Source organism: Micrococcoides hystricis, from assembly GCF_042434215.1.
Classification (GTDB): Bacteria; Actinomycetota; Actinomycetes; order Actinomycetales; family Micrococcaceae; genus Micrococcoides; species Micrococcoides hystricis.
On the sequence record NZ_JBHLUB010000032.1, the window covers coordinates 145,033 to 162,176 of the forward strand.

14 protein-coding genes and 1 pseudogene are annotated in these 17,144 nt (G+C 58.9%); 8 read left to right on the forward strand and 7 right to left on the reverse strand.

The window, feature by feature from the left end; translation table 11 throughout:
* Positions 1-33: 33 nt before the first annotated feature.
* The 4 genes from ACFFFR_RS10975 to ACFFFR_RS10990 all read right to left on the reverse strand — a co-directional run bounded on the left by ACFFFR_RS10975 (position 34) and on the right by ACFFFR_RS10990 (position 3,258).
* Positions 34-1,041: an aldo/keto reductase family protein gene (locus ACFFFR_RS10975; protein ID WP_377460414.1), complete on the reverse strand. Its 1,008-nt coding sequence runs from the start codon at positions 1,039-1,041 to the stop codon at positions 34-36.
* 134 nt (positions 1,042-1,175) lie between these two features.
* The gene (gene fmdA / locus ACFFFR_RS10980) at positions 1,176-2,441 is read right to left on the reverse strand and encodes a formamidase (protein ID WP_377460415.1); all 1,266 of its coding nucleotides are present in this window, start codon (positions 2,439-2,441) and stop codon (positions 1,176-1,178) included.
* A gap of 10 nt (positions 2,442-2,451) precedes the next feature.
* Positions 2,452-2,754, reverse strand: a complete 303-nt coding sequence (locus ACFFFR_RS10985) for a zinc ribbon domain-containing protein (RefSeq protein ID WP_377460417.1) — start codon at positions 2,752-2,754, stop codon at positions 2,452-2,454.
* Positions 2,755-2,889: 135 nt separating this feature from the next.
* Positions 2,890-3,258, reverse strand: coding sequence for an Hsp15 family ribosome-associated heat shock protein (locus ACFFFR_RS10990; protein WP_377460419.1), 369 nt, complete (start codon positions 3,256-3,258; stop codon positions 2,890-2,892).
* An 862-nt stretch (positions 3,259-4,120) separates the two neighbouring features.
* Here ACFFFR_RS10990 and ACFFFR_RS10995 point away from each other — a divergent pair.
* The gene (locus ACFFFR_RS10995) at positions 4,121-4,642 is read left to right on the forward strand and encodes a ferritin (RefSeq protein WP_377460421.1); all 522 of its coding nucleotides are present in this window, start codon (positions 4,121-4,123) and stop codon (positions 4,640-4,642) included.
* Between the two features lie 71 nt (positions 4,643-4,713).
* On the opposite strand, the gene ACFFFR_RS11000 is transcribed toward ACFFFR_RS10995, so the two are convergent.
* Positions 4,714-6,108, reverse strand: coding sequence for an NAD-dependent succinate-semialdehyde dehydrogenase (locus ACFFFR_RS11000; RefSeq protein WP_377460423.1), 1,395 nt, complete (start codon positions 6,106-6,108; stop codon positions 4,714-4,716).
* Positions 6,109-6,355: 247 nt separating this feature from the next.
* On the reverse strand, positions 6,356-7,498 hold the full coding sequence (locus ACFFFR_RS11005) for a M14 family zinc carboxypeptidase (RefSeq protein ID WP_377460424.1): 1,143 nt from the start codon (positions 7,496-7,498) through the stop codon (positions 6,356-6,358).
* A gap of 153 nt (positions 7,499-7,651) precedes the next feature.
* On the opposite strand from ACFFFR_RS11005, the gene ACFFFR_RS11010 reads away from it, so the two are divergent.
* The 4 genes from ACFFFR_RS11010 to ACFFFR_RS11025 all read left to right on the forward strand — a co-directional run bounded on the left by ACFFFR_RS11010 (position 7,652) and on the right by ACFFFR_RS11025 (position 11,207).
* The gene (locus tag ACFFFR_RS11010; protein ID WP_377460426.1) at positions 7,652-8,395 is read left to right on the forward strand and encodes a DsbA family protein; all 744 of its coding nucleotides are present in this window, start codon (positions 7,652-7,654) and stop codon (positions 8,393-8,395) included.
* Positions 8,396-8,426: 31 nt separating this feature from the next.
* Complete coding sequence (locus ACFFFR_RS11015) at positions 8,427-9,317, forward strand: cytochrome c biogenesis CcdA family protein (protein ID WP_377460427.1); 891 nt, start codon at positions 8,427-8,429, stop codon at positions 9,315-9,317.
* A gap of 38 nt (positions 9,318-9,355) precedes the next feature.
* Positions 9,356-9,682 (forward strand): antibiotic biosynthesis monooxygenase family protein, encoded by a 327-nt coding sequence (locus tag ACFFFR_RS11020; RefSeq protein WP_377460429.1) that lies wholly within the window; start codon positions 9,356-9,358, stop codon positions 9,680-9,682.
* A 160-nt stretch (positions 9,683-9,842) separates the two neighbouring features.
* On the forward strand, positions 9,843-11,207 hold the full coding sequence (locus ACFFFR_RS11025) for an SLC13 family permease (protein ID WP_377460431.1): 1,365 nt from the start codon (positions 9,843-9,845) through the stop codon (positions 11,205-11,207).
* On the opposite strand, the pseudogene ACFFFR_RS11030 reads toward ACFFFR_RS11025, so the two are convergent.
* A pseudogene (locus tag ACFFFR_RS11030) lies at positions 11,165-11,755 on the reverse strand (MFS transporter); the annotation flags it as partial. The gene ACFFFR_RS11025 and the pseudogene ACFFFR_RS11030 sit on opposite strands and share 43 nt — an antisense overlap.
* An 861-nt stretch (positions 11,756-12,616) precedes the next feature.
* Between ACFFFR_RS11030 and ACFFFR_RS11035 the strand changes: the two are divergent.
* From ACFFFR_RS11035 to ACFFFR_RS11045, 3 genes are all read left to right on the forward strand, one after another.
* Entirely contained in the window at positions 12,617-13,888 is a 1,272-nt protein-coding gene (locus ACFFFR_RS11035; protein WP_377460433.1) for an MFS transporter, read from the forward strand.
* Between the two features lie 395 nt (positions 13,889-14,283).
* Entirely contained in the window at positions 14,284-15,510 is a 1,227-nt protein-coding gene (locus ACFFFR_RS11040; protein WP_377460435.1) for an acyl-CoA dehydrogenase family protein, read from the forward strand.
* Between the two features lie 135 nt (positions 15,511-15,645).
* Complete coding sequence (locus ACFFFR_RS11045) at positions 15,646-16,569, forward strand: LysR family transcriptional regulator (RefSeq protein ID WP_377460437.1); 924 nt, start codon at positions 15,646-15,648, stop codon at positions 16,567-16,569.
* The last annotated feature ends 575 nt before the right edge of the window (positions 16,570-17,144 follow it).

Sequence of the window (17,144 nt, forward strand, 5' to 3'; positions counted from 1 at the left end):
GCTCACCTCCTCCCACTGCGCTCGTCGCGGCGGTTATTCGGGACGGCCCTCCGGGACCGCCGTCTTGGCCGGGTCATCCTCGGCCAAGTGGGCGATCACCGCGTCGATGCGTTCCATGACGGAATCCTCAAGGTGCACACCGACGGCCTTAACGTTCTCCCGCACTTGTTCGGGCCGGGAGGCACCCACGATGGCCGAAGCCACATTCTGGTTCTGCAGCACCCAAGCCAAAGCCAGCTGGGACATAGTCAGTCCCTGCTCCTCGGCAATCGGGCGCAGTTTCTGTACCCCGGTCAGGATTTCTTCCTTCATGAACCCGCGCATCATCTGCGCGCCGCCACCCTTTTCATCGGTGGCGCGGGAGCCGGCCGGAAGTTCGGCACCGGGCAGGTACTTGCCGGAGAGGACGCCCTGGGCCATCGGGGACCAGACAATCTGGCTGATGCCCAGATCCTCTGCGGCGGGGATGACCTCGCCCTCGATGACGCGCCACAACATGGAGTATTGCGGCTGGTTGGAGATCAGCTGGATGCCCAGATCTTTGGCGAGGGCGTGGCCGGCCCGCAATTGCTCGGCGTTCCACTCGGAGACACCGATGTAGAGGGCCTTGCCAGCGCGGACTACATCCGCGAAAGCCTGCATGGTTTCTTCCAACGGCGTTTCCACGTCAAAACGGTGCGCCTGATAGAGGTCAACGTAGTCGGTTCCCAAGCGGGTCAGGGAGCCGTTGATCGACTCCATGATGTGCTTGCGGGAGAGCCCGGAATCATTATGACCGCGCGGGCCGGTAGGGAAGTACACCTTGGTGAAGATCTCCAAGGATTCCCGGCGCTGCCCGGCCAGTGCTTCGCCCAAAACGACTTCAGCTTTGGTGTTGGCGTAGACATCGGCGGTGTCGAAGGTACTGATACCTTCCTCAAGGGCCGCCTGGACGCAGGCGATGGCCGTCTCATTCTCAATCTGGGAAGCGTGCGTGAGCCAGTTGCCGTAGGTCAACGCGGAGATTTTCAAACCGGAGTTACCAAGGTATCTAAATTCCATACCTCCCACACTATTGCGCCCCGTGGGACATGACTAGCCCCTGCCGGAGGGAAACCGAGTCCGCCCGGCAGGGGCTGTCGTCACTGTGTTTGGGATTGTGTAGTGGGTTTAGGTTGTGGGTCTCGGCTGTGGTTCTAGCCCGCATTCGGGTTGTCGGCGGCACGGGGTGCGCCGATGCCCGGGTCGATCTGGAACGGTCCGTCGGCGGAAGGGCGGACGTCGAAGTCGAAGATCGCCGTCGGGATGTAGACGGTGGAACACGAGTTCGGGATGTCCACGACGCCGGAGAGCCGGCCCTCAATTGGGGCTGCGCCCAGCAGCAGGTAGGCCTGTTCCGGGGAGTACCCGAACTTGGTCAGGTATTCGATGGCGTGCAGGCAGGCCCGCTGGTAGGACAGGTGTGAGTCCAGGTAGCGCTGTTCGCCGTCGAGCGTCACGGATGTTCCGGAGAACGCGAGCCACTCGGAGTACTGCGGGTCGACCCGGCCCGGCATGAAGATGGCGTTTTCTGCCACCCCATAGGTCTCCATGCCGCCCTTGATCAGGTCCACGTGCAGGTCAATGAACCCGCCCATCTCAATGCCGCCGCAGAACGTGATCTCACCATCGCCCTGGGAGAAGTGCAGGTCACCGACGGAGAAGTTGGCGCCATCGACGTACACGGGGTAGAAGATGCGGGTGCCCTTGGACAGATTCTTGATGTCCTGGTTACCGCCGTTCTCCCGGGGCGGGGCAGTGCGTCCGGCTTCGGAGCCGACACGTTGCCACTGATCCTTGGGCAGTGAACCCAAGACGGCGTGGTCTGCCTCCGGTGGCAGGGCCAGCGGCGGGACCCGGTGCGGGTCGGTCGCAATGAGGTCGCCTTCGCGCTTGTTCCACTTGGCCAGCAGTTCCGCCGATGGGGCGGTGCCGATGATGCCGGGGTGGATGATGCCTTCGAAGGAGACGTGCGGGATGTGCCGGCTGGTGGCGGTTTGGCCGCGGAATTCCCACACCGCCTTGTACGCGTCTGGGAATTGGTCCACGAGGAAGGAGCCGCCGTTGTGCTTGGAGAACACCCCGGTGTAGCCCCAGCCTTGGCCGGCAAGCGGGCCTTCTTCTTGCGGGATGGGACCGACGTCGAGAATGTCCAAGACGAGCAGGTCCCCGGGTTGGGCGCCTTCGACCCGGAAGGGTCCGGACAGCGTGTGCACCGTCAGCAGTGGCGCGTTGAGGATGTCTTCGGCGGAGTCGTCGTTCTTGATGGCGCCGTCGAACCATTCGCGGCAGTCGACCCGGAAATCATCTCCGGGTTTGACGGTGGCGACCGGTGGGATTTCCGGGTGCCAACGGTTGTGACCCAGTTTTTCGTGTTCGGTGAATTTCTTGTTGGAGTCGAGGGCGTAAATGACCTCTGGCATCGAGTTGCTCCTATGGTTTAGGGAGTTTTTGATGCAGGGGGTTGGTGGTTACCGGCTGCGGCCCTGACCGCGGTTTGGCCGGTAAGCCGGTCACGACGTCGGGTTCATGAGCGCTGCGTTTGGTGCTGTCCAGAAGCTGGTAGGCGCTGGAGTTAGTCTGTGCCAGTCGAACGCCGGTGATGATCCGTCTGGCGGGTTGAGTGCAATCCGGGCAGTCAACCGCCGCGGGCACCTCCGCCATGGAAAAGTGGGCATCGAACTGGTCCCCGGCGGGGCACTTAAATGTATACAGCGGCACGGTAAAGCCTCGCATCAAACCGAAGGTGACAAGCCCACTAATGATGTGAGCTAGGTCTCAGTGACCTTGTGGCTCTCACCATACGAGATGGGGCGCGGACCCGCAAGGGTTGTTTTTCTACGGTCGGTGAAGTACTGGGCGGCGCTGCGATTATTCCTTTTCTGGGATGATTGCCCCGAGTTTTTCCAGTTGGCGTCGGTCACGCTTGGTGGGGCGACCGGCTCCGCGCTCGCGGCGCGCGACCGGTGTGAACAGATGGGCGGGCTTGGGTGGAGACAGGTCCTCGTACGCGTTGACGGCGACTGGCGCCCCAACGCGTTTGGTCAGTAATTCTTTGACCTTGAAGATGCGGCTGTAGCCGGGATAGCGAACCGTCACGACATCGCCGACCTTGAGTTTCGTTCCGGGCTTGGTTGGGTCCTGGTTGAGTCGCACGTGACCGCCTTTTACGGCAGCGGTGGCCGCTGAACGCGTTTTGAATACGCGCACGGACCAGAGCCAAACATCAACGCGACTCATAACTCCCAGCTTTCTCCCAGCCCACCTCGATGGTTCTCCAATAGTGGTTTCCTATATTTATAAATACCTCATCAAGGTGCGAGTGATGATAGTGAAGATGGCCCCGGACGGTTGAGCACCCCCTCAGCTCCCGCCGGGGCCTCTCTCTGTCTTGAGGATCTTTTTTTGGGCCGGTTAGTTCGGCATTCACTTGATCGGTTTTAAGCCTTGACCGGTTTTAAGCGTAGCAAGGTGACGACGTCGATACTCTCGGCAAGAACATTCGCAATGCGGTGGTTTCCTCAGCTGCCGCTCAGGTTTTACCGGTGGTTTTTTGAAACTCGGTTTCTAGAGTGGGTCCCACCTCATCAAGGTGCGAGTGATGAATAGTGAATCGGGTCCCGACGGTTGAGCCTGCCCCCCTCTGGGCTCCCGTCGGGGTCTTTTTCTGTCCGCAGGAGGTCTCTGCAAAGGGGGAGCGGCCAAGTCAAGAAGAGGTAAGAAACCTCGTCGTCGAATGCTGTGAAGAGACACTCAGGATTCTCCCAGCTGGCGCCCCTTGTTCTCCGAAGTTCGGTTCGTATAGTAGTAACTACCTCATCAAGGTGCGAGTGATGATAGTGAACAAGGCCCCGGTAGGTTGAGCGCCCCTCAGCTCCCGCCGGGGCCTTGGTCTATCTTCAGGGTCTATGAACGGCTCTCAGGTTTTCTGCCATCCTCACAGTTCTTTTCTTTCGCGGTTGAAGCACCTTGATTCCTTAGCGTTGCGCGGTTTCCGCTACTGGGGTCAGTTTGGCCTTACTTACTATTTTTCTGTGGAAAATGAGACTAGCGTGGAAGCGTATGCAAGCTTTCCGTAGTCAACGACAGAAGGAGAACAGCTATGCAGATGCCCGAAAAACTCCAAGACGCTTTCAACGATCAGGTGACCCTCGAATTCCAAGCCAACATGGTGTACCGCCAGCTGGCCATAGACATGGATGATCGGGACCTGACCGGTTTCGCCAAATGGTTCCGCGCCCAAGCCGATGAAGAGATCGTGCACGCGAACAAGTTCATCGACCACATGTTGGACCGGGACATCCGCCCGAAGCTGCTCACCGTCGAGTTGGACGCGACCAGCGAAGGGCTGACCCCACTTGAGGCGTTCAAGGCTGCGCTGGACCACGAGAAGAAAGTCTCGGAGGCCATCCGCAACCTGTACCGGTTGGCGCACGAGGAGCAGGACTTCGACTCCTACCCGCTGCTGAACTGGTTCATCGAAGAGCAGCTGGAAGAGGAAGCCACCGTTGACGAGGTGATCTCCCAGCTGAAGCTCGTCGAGAACGACGGTTCCGGCCTGCTGCGTCTTGACGCCGATCTGGGCGGCCGCACCTCGGCCGGCACCGAAAACCCAGAGGGTTAAGATACGAAAAAGCCGGTACCCCATCGCGTTGATGATGCGGGTACCGGCTTTTTGCTGCCTAGCGGAAGGTGCTACTTCGCGTCGGTGTCTTTGACGTAGTACAGGCGCTTGTTGACGAACTCGTCCATGCCCAGCGGGCCAAGCTCGCGACCGAAGCCGGAACGCTTAATCCCACCGAAAGGTAGTTCCGCGCCGGAGGGGTTGGACGCGTTGATGGCGACCATACCGGCCTGGATCTTCTCGGCGAAGGCGCGGGCCTGCTCCTCATCGGTGGAGTAGACGGAGGCGCCCAGACCGAAGTCGGTGTCATTGGCCAACGCGAGCGCCTCCTCTTCGGAGTCCACCTTGTAGACCATCATGACCGGGCCGAAGAGCTCTTCCTTGTACGCATCCATCTCCGGCGTGATCCCGGTGAGGATGGTGGGTTCCAGCCAGGCGCCGGGCCGGTCCACCCGGTTGCCGCCGGCTTCCAGCACCGCGCCCTGGGAGACGGCGGTGTCCACCTGCTTCTTGAGCCGTTGCGCCGCCTCCTCGGAGGAGAGCGGATAGTATTCGCCGCGCTGCGGATTGGTCGGATCGCCCGGGGCGACGGTGCCGGTCAGGTTCTTCAGCTCGGCGACGAAGTCGTCGTAGATCTCGCTCATGACGATCATGCGCTTGTTCGAGGTGCAGGTCTGCCCGGTGTTCGCCAGCCGGGTGCGGAAGGCGGCCTTGGCGGAGGCGGCCACATCGTCGGACTTGAGCACCACATAGGGGTCGGAGCCACCCAGTTCCAGCACAACCTTCTTCAGGTTCTTGCCGGCGGTCTCCGCGACGGCGGCACCAGCGCGCTCGGAGCCGGTCAGGGAGACACCTTGGACGCGCTTGTCCGCGATGATCTCTGCGATCTGATCGTGATCGGCGAAGACGTTGTTGTACACACCGGTCGGCAGGCCGGCGTCGGCGAACAGCTGCACTAGCGCCAGTGCGACGCGCGGGCAGGACTCGGCGTGCTTGAGCACGATGGTGTTGCCGAGCATGAAGTTCGGGGCGGCGAAGCGGGCCACCTGGTAAACCGGGAAGTTCCACGGCATGATGCCCAACAGCACACCGATGGGGCGTTTCTGGATCATGGCTTCGGCGCCGGAGACGTCCTTGATGGGTTGGTCAGCGGCCAGGGCCGGGCCCTCGGTGGCGTAGTACTTGAAGATGGAAGACGAGTAGAGGATCTCACCCTTGGCCTCGCGGGTGCTCTTGCCCATGTCTTGGCTGACGAGGACGGCGAGGTCATCGGCGCGTTCGGAGAGCAGCTCCGCGATCTTGGCGACGACGGGGGCGCGGTCCTCGATGGGCAACGCACGCCACTTTTCGTAGGCGGTCTGGGCCTCGGCGAGGATCTGTTCGACTTCGGCGTGGGTATGCAGGTCGAATTCTTCGTTGAGTTCGCCAGTGGCGGGGTTGATGGACTTGTAGCCTTTGTGGCTCATAATCACTCCTTGATGGGGCCGCGTTAGGTGGCTAGTGCTCGGATGCTCGATGCGGGCCCTTGCGTCTCACTATAGGGCCCGACACTCGGGTGCGGCAGGTCGTTATGCTGAGTGCTCAAAGTTTGACGCGAGAAAAGCATCAGGCGGGGCCGGTCTGCACGTGTGCATGACCAACCCCGACTGCCCCCTTACGGTACGTGTAGTACCGGTCTAGAAAACTGTCCTAGAAAGCCCGGGTGGAAGTGGCCTATTTGGGCACGATGCCGGCATAGTCGGTTTGGTAGCCGGCGGTCGGTGCGTGCGGGATGTCTTCCCAGCGCTCCGGATCCGTGGCCGCAATGGTGCCGTCCATCAGCCCGGTGAACAGGGCGAGGGCGGCATGTTCGTTCTGTTTGATGAGCTTGCCGCGGGCCTTCTGGCCGATGGAACCGGGGCTGGTGTTGCCGCTGGTCTCAAGGAACACGGCCGGATGCGAATGCCCTTCCGGGTTCAGTCCGTTGTGGTTCAGCCCCAACATCATCGCGGAGACGACGCCGCCCTTGATGTCGATCTCAAGGTTGTTACCCACTTGGTAGCGGTCCACGTTGGTGTACCCGTACTTGCTCAGGGCATCGTAGACGTGCACCATCGACTGCCGGGTCAGGGTGTCGTAGCTGCCCCCAGACAGGCCGGGCAGGGTTGGTCCGCCCGGAGCCAAGGAGACGCCCAAGGACATGGAGACCGGGTCATTGGTGTCATGCTGGCGCTTCAGGCCTTGGTGGTGGATGTCGAGGGCGAACATCGGGTCCACTTCGGTCCAGTACTGGTACCAGGCGCTGGATTCCTTGGCGGTGAAACCGTTGGTGGCCCAATCGCGGTTCAGGTCTACGCGTCGATTGTCTGCGTCCCGGGTTGTGTGCCGGATGTTGTCGTCGGCGCCGTCGGGGTTGTACATCGGGATGAAGTGGAACGTGTAGTGATCCCGCAGCGCCTGATACTGCTTGGAACCGTTCCTGCCCAAGGACTTGAGCAGGTTCAGGGTTGCGTCGGTGCCGAATGGTTCGTTGCCGTGGATGCGGGCCTGCACCCAGATGTGGTTTTCGCCGGTGCCGACCGTGGCGACGTAGAGGTCTTGGCCGCGCTCGGAGGTGGCGTTGGGGATACCCAGCTCACGCAAGGTGCTGACCTTGACGTTGTGGCGGCTGGAACGCTCAATCTTTTTCAGTTCCTTGACGGTGTCCGCGGAGAACTTAATGGCGGAGAGGGAACCATTGCCTTCCGGCGACGGGAAGGTCGCGTCCGCAACAGCTGGGGTGGCGCCGAAGGTGAGGCCCAAACCAAGGGCCGCCACCCCCAGAGCCTTGCAAAGACGCGGTCGATTCGAGCGGTGGGGTGGGGTGTTGGTGGGCAAAACGGTGCTCTCCTGCAGTCATCTGGACAGCCGGAGCAGGGGCTCCAACTGAAACGGTCTGTGGCCATCTTAGTGTGATGTGGGCCACTTGACTAGAGTGGGGTTCTGCACATCATTGGCCGCGGATGAGGCTCGTCCGTTACGGTGGAACGCATGGGGAAAACCAAGCTGCCTCCGTTTCATTGGATCCACGTGGTGCCTATTGTTGTGGCGCTCATCGGCGGAATCTTCATCGGGATGAACCTGCCGCGGGCAGACGCGCCGGCGGAGGCTGAATCGACTCAACAAGCCGAACAGGAGCCGCAGGCTCCGGAAGCACGAGCTGCCCAAGAGCAGACAGAACTGCCGGATTTGGCGCGCAAACTTGAAAATGATCCAACGGCGATTGGCGATGCCGATGCCCCCGTGGTGATTGCGGTCTACTCCGATTACATGTGCCGGTTCTGCGTGAAGTGGGCCAATGAGACGCTGCCGGTGTTGGAGCGCGAATACATCGACCAAGGCAAGGTCCGGTTGGAATACCGCGACCTGAACTTCTTTGGTGAAGGCTCCCAGCAGGCAGCACTTGGCGCCTACGCGGCGGGGCTGCAGGGCAAGTTCAAGGAATTCTCCGATTACGTTTTTGAGCCGGGCACGGTGCGTCCGGCTAACGAGCTGACGGCCGAGGCGCTCGTCGAGGTCGCCGGTGATCTGGGCATGGACGCCGAGCAGTTTGAAAAGGACATGGCTTCAGAGAAGGTGGCCAAGGCTGTTGCCGAGCAGCAGGAAGAAGCCACCATGTTGGGGATCACCTCAACTCCTGCCTTTGTGGTGAACAAGCGCCCGATCTTGGGCGCCCAGCCCACCGAGGTGTTCACCAAGACCATTGAAGCCGAGCTCGAGTCCCTGAACGAATAGCAACGACAACCACTCTTGAGGTGAGTCAAGCATGGACGCAGGCTACTTTGTAGCCCTGATTGGCGGGATGCTGAGCATCTTCTCGCCGTGTTCGGCCCTGCTCTTGCCAAGTTTTTTCGCCTACACGGCGACCTCCCGGGGCAAACTCTCCCTGATGGGCACGGCCTTCTTCGTCGGCCTCTTAGTCACCATGGTCCCCTTGGGGATGGGGGTGGCCTGGGTGGGCAACGCCTTGCCGTTGACGCAGCAAGAAATGATGCGGGCCTCCGGGTGGCTCATCATCGTCCTCGGTCTGGTGCAGATCTTCGGCGGGGGTTTCGATCTCGGCCGGTTCCTGCCGTGGCGGGATAAAGCCCAGACGCATCAGGCCGGGCCCATGGTGGGTTCGTTCCTGCTGGGCACGGTCTCCGGTGTGGCAGGTTTCTGTACCGGTCCGATCCTGGGTGCCATTCTGACCTTCGTGATGAACAGTTCATCGGTGTGGGCCGGTGCCGCGATGATGGCGGTCTACAGCTTGGGTCTGATGCTGCCGGTGCTGGTGTTGGCCGCTTTCTGGCGGAAGCTCTCCCCAACGTTCTTGGCCAAGCTGCGCGGTAAAACGTTCTCGGTCGGCAAACTGCAGCTGAACACGGCAGCCCTGATTATCGGGCTCGTCTTCGTCAGTGTGGGCGTGCTGATGGTGCTCACCGATGGGTTCCTGACCGCGCCGGAGCTGATCTCCACGGCATCGATCCAGAGCATCTGGACGTGGGCCAGTGGGGTTGAATCAGCCTTGCCGGGCTGGTTGATGCCGACGGTGTTGACGCTGGCGGCGCTCGCGGTCTGGTTCTGGTTCACTGCGCGGTACTCCAAGGCAGATGACGATGAGGCGGACGCGGACGATGACGCCCAAGACAGTGTTGCCGCCGACCACCGCTCGTGAGCCGGACAGAACGGGCTCGTGGTGGTTAGATGGAAGATATGAGCGTCATCAAAATCAATGCCATTACCGTCCCTGCTGATTCCGGCGATGAACTCGCCAAGCGCTTCGCCGCCCGCGGCGACGCCATTAAAGACACCCCCGGTTTTGAAGGCTACGAGCTATTGCAGCCCACCGACGGTCGCAACGTCTGGCTGGTTATCACCCGCTGGGAGTCAGATGAAGCTTTTGAGGCGTGGAAAGCCTCCCGTGAGTTTGCCAAGTCCCATGCCGAGGGCAAGGATAAGGCCGCCGAGGAGAAACCGGCACAGAAACCGGTGGGCACCGGTGCCGAGCTGTGGGAATACACCGTGGCCGTGAGCGTCTAAGCTCGCGTAAGGGCAAACTGGTGGACATCGATATATGTCTCCACCATATGAAATATTAAGCACTTGTGGGGCCCTCGGCTGGGTAAACGGTCGGGGGCTGCCTGCTATCTGATTAACTGTTGAATACACCTGTCAACTCGCACTAACAGGAGAATTCAATATGTCAGACAACCAGGCGTCTGAAACGAAGCGAATGCCCGCGCACCTGAAGTCGTTGCGCGCGGACCCAGATTCGGGCCGAGAAATTGACTTCCAATCCCCGGGTGAACGCGCCCCGGCGGTCGAGCCGAAGTTCAACCGGCGCCGCTGGATCGGCCTCACCCTGGGCATCGTGCTAGCCATCGTGGTCTACCTGATCATGCCCGCCGACGTGCCGCACAACGCCAAGCTGACTGCGGCGACGGCCGTGCTGATGGGTGCATGGTGGATGACCGAGGCGATCCCGCTGCCCGGTACGGCGCTGATGCCGCTGATCATCTTCCCGACCCTCGGCGAGGAGATCGAGATCAAAGACGTTGGTGCCGCGTACGGTAACGACGTCATCTTCCTGTTCATGGGCGGGTTCTTGTTGGCCCTAGCGATGCAACGCTGGAACCTGCACCGGCGCATTGCGCTTCTGGTGGTCCGGGCGATGGGCCCGAAGCCGGGCGGGATGATCGCCGGGTTCATGATTGCCACCGGCTTTTTGTCCATGTGGGTGTCCAACACCGCGACCGCGGTGATGATGCTGCCGATCGGTATCTCCGTGTTGATTCTGGTGGCGAAGCTGACTGCCGGTAAGGATCCAGCTCAGTTGGAGGCAGCTGAGGCGGCAGCTTCTGCCGCAACCGAGGCGGACCCGGAAACCGAAGCAGACCCGGTTGACGGTGACACCAAGACCGACGCAGTGCAGGCCATCACGAAGACCAACTTTGGTACCGCACTGATGCTCGGTATCGCCTACGCCGCCTCCGTCGGCTCCCTGGGTACCCTGATCGGTACACCACCGAACACCTTGCTGGCCGGCTACATGCGGGAAAGCCACAACGTGGAGATCGGCTTCGGCGAATGGATGCTGGTGGGTGTTCCGCTGGCGGTTCTGATGACTTTTGCCGTGTGGTTCCTGCTGACCAAGGTGCTCTTCAAACCGGAAATCAAGGAGATTCCTGGTGGCCGCGAACTGATGAACGAGGAGCTGGAGAAGCTCGGCCCGATGTCCACCGGTGAGAAGATGGTTGGTGCCATCTTCGTCCTCGCCGCCCTGTCTTGGGTGTTCATCCCTGTCTTCTGGAAGGGCCTGATCTCCGACGCCGGCATCGCCATGGCGGTCGGTTTCTTGCTCTTCGTTCTGCCTGCCGGTGCGAACCGTGGTGTTCGCCTGCTTGACTGGGCCACCGCGGTGAAACTGCCGTGGGGTGTGCTGCTGCTCTTCGGTGGCGGTCTGGCGCTGTCCGCCCAGTTCAGCGGTTCCGGGCTAACCGAGTGGATCGGCGAATCCGTCTCTGGGACGATAGCCAGCGCCATGAGGCCAGTTACGAGGATGTAAACGGTCAGGAAGATAAATACGGACTGGAACCCGAAATTCTGAGTCAAGAAACCGCCAACAGTCGGTCCGAGGATTCCAGAGACACCAACACCAGCGCCAATGCCGCCAATTGCCAGTGGTACCCACTTCTTCGGCAACAGGTCGCGGATGAGGCCATAGGTCAAGACTAGGCCGACCATGCCAAATGCCTGGAGCGCTCGGCCACCTAGGAATAGCCCATAGTTCGGTGCAATAGCACAGAGCGAGGTCCCGATCGCCATGATGCCAAGGCCGACCAGAAGGATGCGTTTCTTGCCGTAGACGTCACCGAGCTTTCCAAGAATAGGCAAGATCATGGCGCCTGCGATGAGTAAAGCCGTGAAGGTGAGGCCGGGGTGGGTAGTTTGATAATGCGCGCCGATGCTTGGCAAGGCAGGGCTCACCATGTTGAACTCGAAAGAGGCGACCTCGCTGACTAGGATGAGCGAGATAACGATGAGCAGCGAAGATTTTCCACTTCTTGATTCGGGATCAACCTTCGGCTGGGATGGAACTAGCAAGGCTTTCATAGCGCTCCTGACATGTTTGGGGATATAGACTTTGGTCTCAATCTTGTTTTGGGGTCAGCAGTAGAACCCTGCTTGGGCCAGATCATCTAGATTTTTGACGCTCGGGCAGTTGAGCCGCGTCTGAATTGCGAGTGATTACTTTCGGCTGGGTGCCGATGTGACGAGGAATTCACCGTCAAAAATCCTTTGGCTGCCTCTTGGTGTTAGGGTCAGGCATTGCTTTATGGATATTCACGGCTGCAGAGGCGTCCGACATTGACACTTCTCCATTTCTCTCGTTTCGATACTGAAACCGGAAAGCTGTAAGCGCGGCGAATTCTTTGCCTTGGCTAGCTACTTCTAGCTGGCGTGCGCTTACGAGATGAGACAGTAACCAGCTGTTAGTGATTTGGGCAACACTTTCCGCTCAAGGAGGCATTCTTGGCGTCAGGATTCGCTATGCTCGATGAGCCAAGTGGATATCTAAAAGCGTTTATGGTAATTGCTTTGAAAAATCCGCGGCGTGTCGCGGGTCACGGGGCGGCGATGAGTCTCAGTGGGGGCGCTTGGTGGTGGAGTGCATGACGGTGTGGTGAATTGTGACGCCGGCCCCGAAGGCCTCGGCTCGCGATATACGAGTGAGCTTAGTGGGTATATGTTTTCGGTATGTCAGGTGGATCTGATGAGGGTGGCGATGTTTTCGATGGAGCTGGTTAAGGGCGATTCGCAAGTTCGAAGATCGAAGGTCGCCGGCTCTAGGGACCCTATTTACTGATTGAAATACTCAATATTTTTGATTGCAATAGGGTTAGTGGGTGCAAATGGTGGAGAGGTTTGTGCCGGAAGCTCATTCACCGAAAAATCTGGCGTTAGAGTGTTCACATGAATTCTTCCCCTCGACAGCGCCCGCAGGATGGGCCGCAGTCGGAGCCGCGCACCAGTCTCTTGGTTGCTTTGGTCGTGACCATGGGCGTGGGTCCGGTGCTCATCCACGGGCTTTCAACTACCTCTGATTACCTCTTGCCTCGGTTGGGCATTACGGAAAGTCAGTTCGGGTTGTTGTCTACGACAATGTTTGTGTCTGCCGCACTCGTAGCCATGTTGCTGGGCAGGCTGGCGGATGTCGTGAGTGTGCGCCACCAGCTGATCTTTACGTTCGGCGGTATTGCTTTGGCGTTGACGATCGCGGCCTTCACCACGGAATACTGGTTTTTGTTCATCGCGATGATCATTGCTGGCCCGGTTCAGGTGATTGCCAACCCCACAACCAATAGGGTCATCTCGCAGGTCGTTCCGCGGGCTAAACGAGGTTCGTGGATCGGCGCCAAACAATCTGGGGTGCAAGCGACCCAGCTTTTTGCTGGCATTTATTTCCCAGTGATAACTTTGTGGCTGGGGTGGCGGGGCGCATTTTTGGGTGCTGCCGGCGTGGTTCTCGTCTTGCTATGGACTTCACTGCGTGCGTTGCCGCCGGAGCCGCCCACCAACTGGGCCAAGGTACGGCAGATCTTTTCCATGCGCCGCGGCTCCCAGGTGGAGGCCAAGAACATCGACCGGCTCCCCGCCGCAGTCTGGGTACTGGCGGCAATTTCCTTCTGCGGCGGCATCGGCATGCAGATCACTAACATCTACCTGCCGCTGTATACGGTCCGCGAACTTGATTTCAGTCTCGTTCTGGGCGGTATTGCAGCCGGTTCCGCAGGCTTGGTGGGCGTGCTAAGCCGTGTCTGGTGGGGACATCTCATGGGGAAGGGACACTCGGCGGCGAAATTGTTGATGTGGTTGGTGACCGGCGGAATTCTTGGGGTGGTGGCCATTATGTTGGCCTCACCAATGCAGGAACCTATCTTGCTCTGGATTGGGGTGCTGCTGTTTGGCCTGACCATCACCGGAATCAACGTGATCGTCAATACGGCGACCATGATTATTACTGCTCCGGAACGCATCGGCACCGCTACGGGGATCACTACCTTGGGTATGTACGCGGGTTTTGCCGTTGGGCCGATTCTGAGCGGCACGCTGCTGGAGCAGACGGGAACCTTCTTGGTCACCTGGATTGCCGTCACCGTCGTCTACGTGATCTGTTTTGGCTTGGCTATCGTGCTGAAATATGCCCCGGGAAATCCTCGAAATGAAGCCCGCCAGGCAGCCTGAGAGCGCCAAATTGTACCTCACTGTTGCTCTGTCTTGCGACGGATGTTGTGACCTGCCCCATAAATAAAAAGTATGGTCTTTTAGGTGAGAAATATCGCGAAAATAGTTTCACATCGACAGGTCTCTTCTCGGTAATCCGCTGTTTATCGGCTTTGACGAGGCAGGCATAAGTGTGGATGGAAAGTCTGAATTTCCTTGTGTTTTCAAGGAATTGTGAGCTGGGTCAAGTGCCTTGTGGAATGAGTCGTGGCGAGCTATCTGGAACAGCTGAAAAGTGGTTCGGTTGCCTCTCAGAATTCTTGTGATTAGTGTCACTAAATGATTTGGCAAAGAAAAAAATTATTGCTTTTCACATCGAGCAAAACCCGTTTCTTCGTGCTGACATAGGGATAGCCATGACTCAATCACCATCTTCACCAACACAGACCATGGAAGATTTGCTGCGTACTCGCCACGAGCTCACCCAGCGTGCAAGCAAGCTGGTGCCGCTGCTGCGGGAGAAAGCCGCTCAGGCTGAGAAGGAGCGCCGAGTTCCTCAGACGGTCATCGATTCTCTTGAAGACGCTGGCCTGTTCCGGATCTGTGCGCCACTGAAGCGCGGTGGCTACCAAGCTGACATCCGTACTTACATGGATGTCAACAGCGAAATCGCTCGAGGCTGTGGTTCCACATCTTGGGTCACCTTCATCAGCAACATGATTTCTTGGATGATCCGCTTCTTCCCAGAAGAGGTCCAGGACGAAGTGTACGCAAAGGGGCCAGACACCCGCTTCATTGCACCGCTGGCACCAACCTCGACCGCCGAGCGTGTTGAGGGTGGCTACAAGGTCAATGGCCGTTGGGCCTTCTCCTCCGGCAGTCTGCACGCCGATTGGGCCTTCGCTGCAGCGCCACTTCCGCAAGAAGACGGGAGCGTTGAAGGCGGTGTGGTGCTGTTCCAAATGACCGATGCCACCGTTGAAGACACTTGGTTCGCCGCAGGGATGAAAGCGTCCGGCAGTAACACCGTCGTGGTTGAGGGCCTGTTCGTCCCACAATGTCATACCATGAAGCTCTCCGAGCTGATGGGCCGGAACGCGCTGGGCGATACCGGGCGTGGCCCAACCTATGGTCAGGCATGGGCAGTCTCCGCAACCATCGCGGTGGCCGCTCCAATCATCGGCTTGGCCAAAGCCGCACTGGAGCTGACGCAGGAGCGTCTGAACAGCGGCGGCAAACGAATCTCCTACAGCGAAGTTGTCGATGCCCGCCACAACTCCGCCATGCAGATGCAGATGTCGGAAGCTGCAACACTGATCTTGATTGGGGAAAAGACCATCAAGGGAGGGTGCGACCACATCGTCAACAGCGCTGCAGCAGAGGTAGAAATCCCGGTCATCAACCGAGTTCGACTGCGTGCAGAACTGGGCGTGGCCATCCGCCACCCGCGGGACGCTGTTGATCTGCTGTTGAGCGTCCAGGGCGCCAGCGCGTTTATGGACGGTAACCCGCTTCAGCGGATCTGGGGCGACCTAGAGGTCGGCAGCCGGCATGGCATGCTGAGCCCAGAGGTTCCTGCCGAAATCTACGGCCGGTTGCTCTTCGATGAGGAAGACGCCGTCCAGCAGTCTGCATTTATCTAAATCATGACCGATAAGCTTTTGGGGTCCGTGTTCTTAGGAACACAGACCCCAAAAGCTTTTCGCGTTTAATCTCTACTGCGAAATTCGTCATGGCTTATATGGGCACAAGTATGCGAACGTGACTGGGAGTCACCAATGGATTTCAGGCAAATTGAGTATTTCCGGACAGTTGTTGCCCACGGATCTCTTTCTGGGGCGGCCAAACACCTTGAGATGACACAACCGCCGCTGAGCTCGGCTATTGCCAAGCTGGAGGAGGAGCTTGGGGTAAAACTGCTCAAGCGGACCTCCAAGGGAGTAACGCCGACTCAGGCCGGCCTTGTGTTCCTTGAAACCGGTGGGCGTCTGCTGAATGAGCGGGAGCGCTTGAAACAGAATCTCAACCTCATGGGCAAGGGCATGGTGGGCGAACTACGCATTGGTGCGGAATCGATGGGGATTAACGAGCTCATCGCCCAGGTGACAGGCAAATTCACTCGGGAATTCCCTGAGGTGCGCGTCAACTTGTTCGACATTCGCCCGGACGAAATGCTGCAAAGCCTCGAAGACGGCCGACTAGACATCGCCTGTGTCCCCTTCGACCCGTCGACGTTCACCAGTTACGTCAAGGAGTCGTTCGAGTGGATCACGACCCTGCGAATCGACCTGAAGATCGCCGTCCCCGCGATGCGGGCAAGGGAAGACCACCCCGATGGTCGGGGCTGGGGCCGTTGGATCGTTCCGCAACCGATTCAGGTTTTCCCCGGAATTCCCGAAGTGGTCCTAGGTGCGGTGGGGGAGGAACTAGGGTTCCGAGCCCTTTACGTGTCATCGCCGCAGACAACGATCCCCTTTGTCGCGGCTGGCCTAGGTGTCGCTCTTGTCACTGAGAAAATGGCGGCCGGGGTCCAAGGCGTGGAGACCATCGAGGCACCCGAATGGGCCAAGCCCATGCGCTGCACGTTGCTTTGGCGCAAAGGAATCGAGCTGACACCGTTGATGAAACGCTGGTTGGAAGTCTCTTCTGAAGTCGCCGAACGAACGATGAAACTGGGTTCGAATAGCAGCTATCGCTATTAGAAGATCAGTTCTAGAAAAGTCTGAAAATTTGGCCAGACTGGGCTCTCTATACATTAAATATATGGACCTTCGCGGTTTTAGCTTTGGGTAAAACCGTGCCTAAATGTCACATTATCTCGATATGTGAGACTCCTTAGTGTTTGTGGTGGCTCAAGGAATCACTTGTTTCATCTGCGCCAAGGTCGCTCTTTCGTTGATTTCTTCATTGTTTTTGAGGGTTGGAAATTCCTGACTGATCGTTCATTTTGAGGTCTTCGGGGAGTTTTTAGCGACTCTGCGCGCACGCTGTGTTGTTTGGATCACATCTGAAGCCTATTGTTGTCAGCGTACTCCGCACCGGAGCGATCAAATCGAAGTTTTGACAGCGGTGCAGGGTCGCGATTCCTCAGTGAACTGGGAGGGCGATCTCAAGAAAGATGCGAAGGCAGTGTCTTTCTCGCGGAGAGTTTTCCGGGTCCAGAAGCAGAAATTTTCAATGAAGGACCAACGCGGAGTTTGCGGGGAGACGAAGCGTTAACAGGCATTTTTAACAGGTTGTGTCGCGAAGAGATTCCTAGCTGGGTTGGCTGTGTGGT

Bases quoted from the DNA above. Each gene is read 5' to 3' on its own strand.
- ACFFFR_RS10975 (WP_377460414.1), bottom strand. From the start codon at position 1,041: ATGGAATTTAGATACCTTGGTAACTCCGGTTTGAAAATCTCCGCGTTG.
- fmdA (WP_377460415.1), bottom strand. From the start codon at position 2,441: ATGCCAGAGGTCATTTACGCCCTCGACTCCAACAAGAAATTCACCGAA.
- ACFFFR_RS10985 (WP_377460417.1), bottom strand. From the start codon at position 2,754: ATGCGAGGCTTTACCGTGCCGCTGTATACATTTAAGTGCCCCGCCGGG.
- ACFFFR_RS10990 (WP_377460419.1), bottom strand. From the start codon at position 3,258: ATGAGTCGCGTTGATGTTTGGCTCTGGTCCGTGCGCGTATTCAAAACG.
- ACFFFR_RS10995 (WP_377460421.1), top strand. From the start codon at position 4,121: ATGCAGATGCCCGAAAAACTCCAAGACGCTTTCAACGATCAGGTGACC.
- ACFFFR_RS11000 (WP_377460423.1), bottom strand. From the start codon at position 6,108: ATGAGCCACAAAGGCTACAAGTCCATCAACCCCGCCACTGGCGAACTC.
- ACFFFR_RS11010 (WP_377460426.1), top strand. From the start codon at position 7,652: ATGGGGAAAACCAAGCTGCCTCCGTTTCATTGGATCCACGTGGTGCCT.
- ACFFFR_RS11015 (WP_377460427.1), top strand. From the start codon at position 8,427: ATGGACGCAGGCTACTTTGTAGCCCTGATTGGCGGGATGCTGAGCATC.
- ACFFFR_RS11020 (WP_377460429.1), top strand. From the start codon at position 9,356: ATGAGCGTCATCAAAATCAATGCCATTACCGTCCCTGCTGATTCCGGC.
- ACFFFR_RS11025 (WP_377460431.1), top strand. From the start codon at position 9,843: ATGTCAGACAACCAGGCGTCTGAAACGAAGCGAATGCCCGCGCACCTG.
- ACFFFR_RS11035 (WP_377460433.1), top strand. From the start codon at position 12,617: ATGAATTCTTCCCCTCGACAGCGCCCGCAGGATGGGCCGCAGTCGGAG.
- ACFFFR_RS11040 (WP_377460435.1), top strand. From the start codon at position 14,284: ATGACTCAATCACCATCTTCACCAACACAGACCATGGAAGATTTGCTG.
- ACFFFR_RS11045 (WP_377460437.1), top strand. From the start codon at position 15,646: ATGGATTTCAGGCAAATTGAGTATTTCCGGACAGTTGTTGCCCACGGA.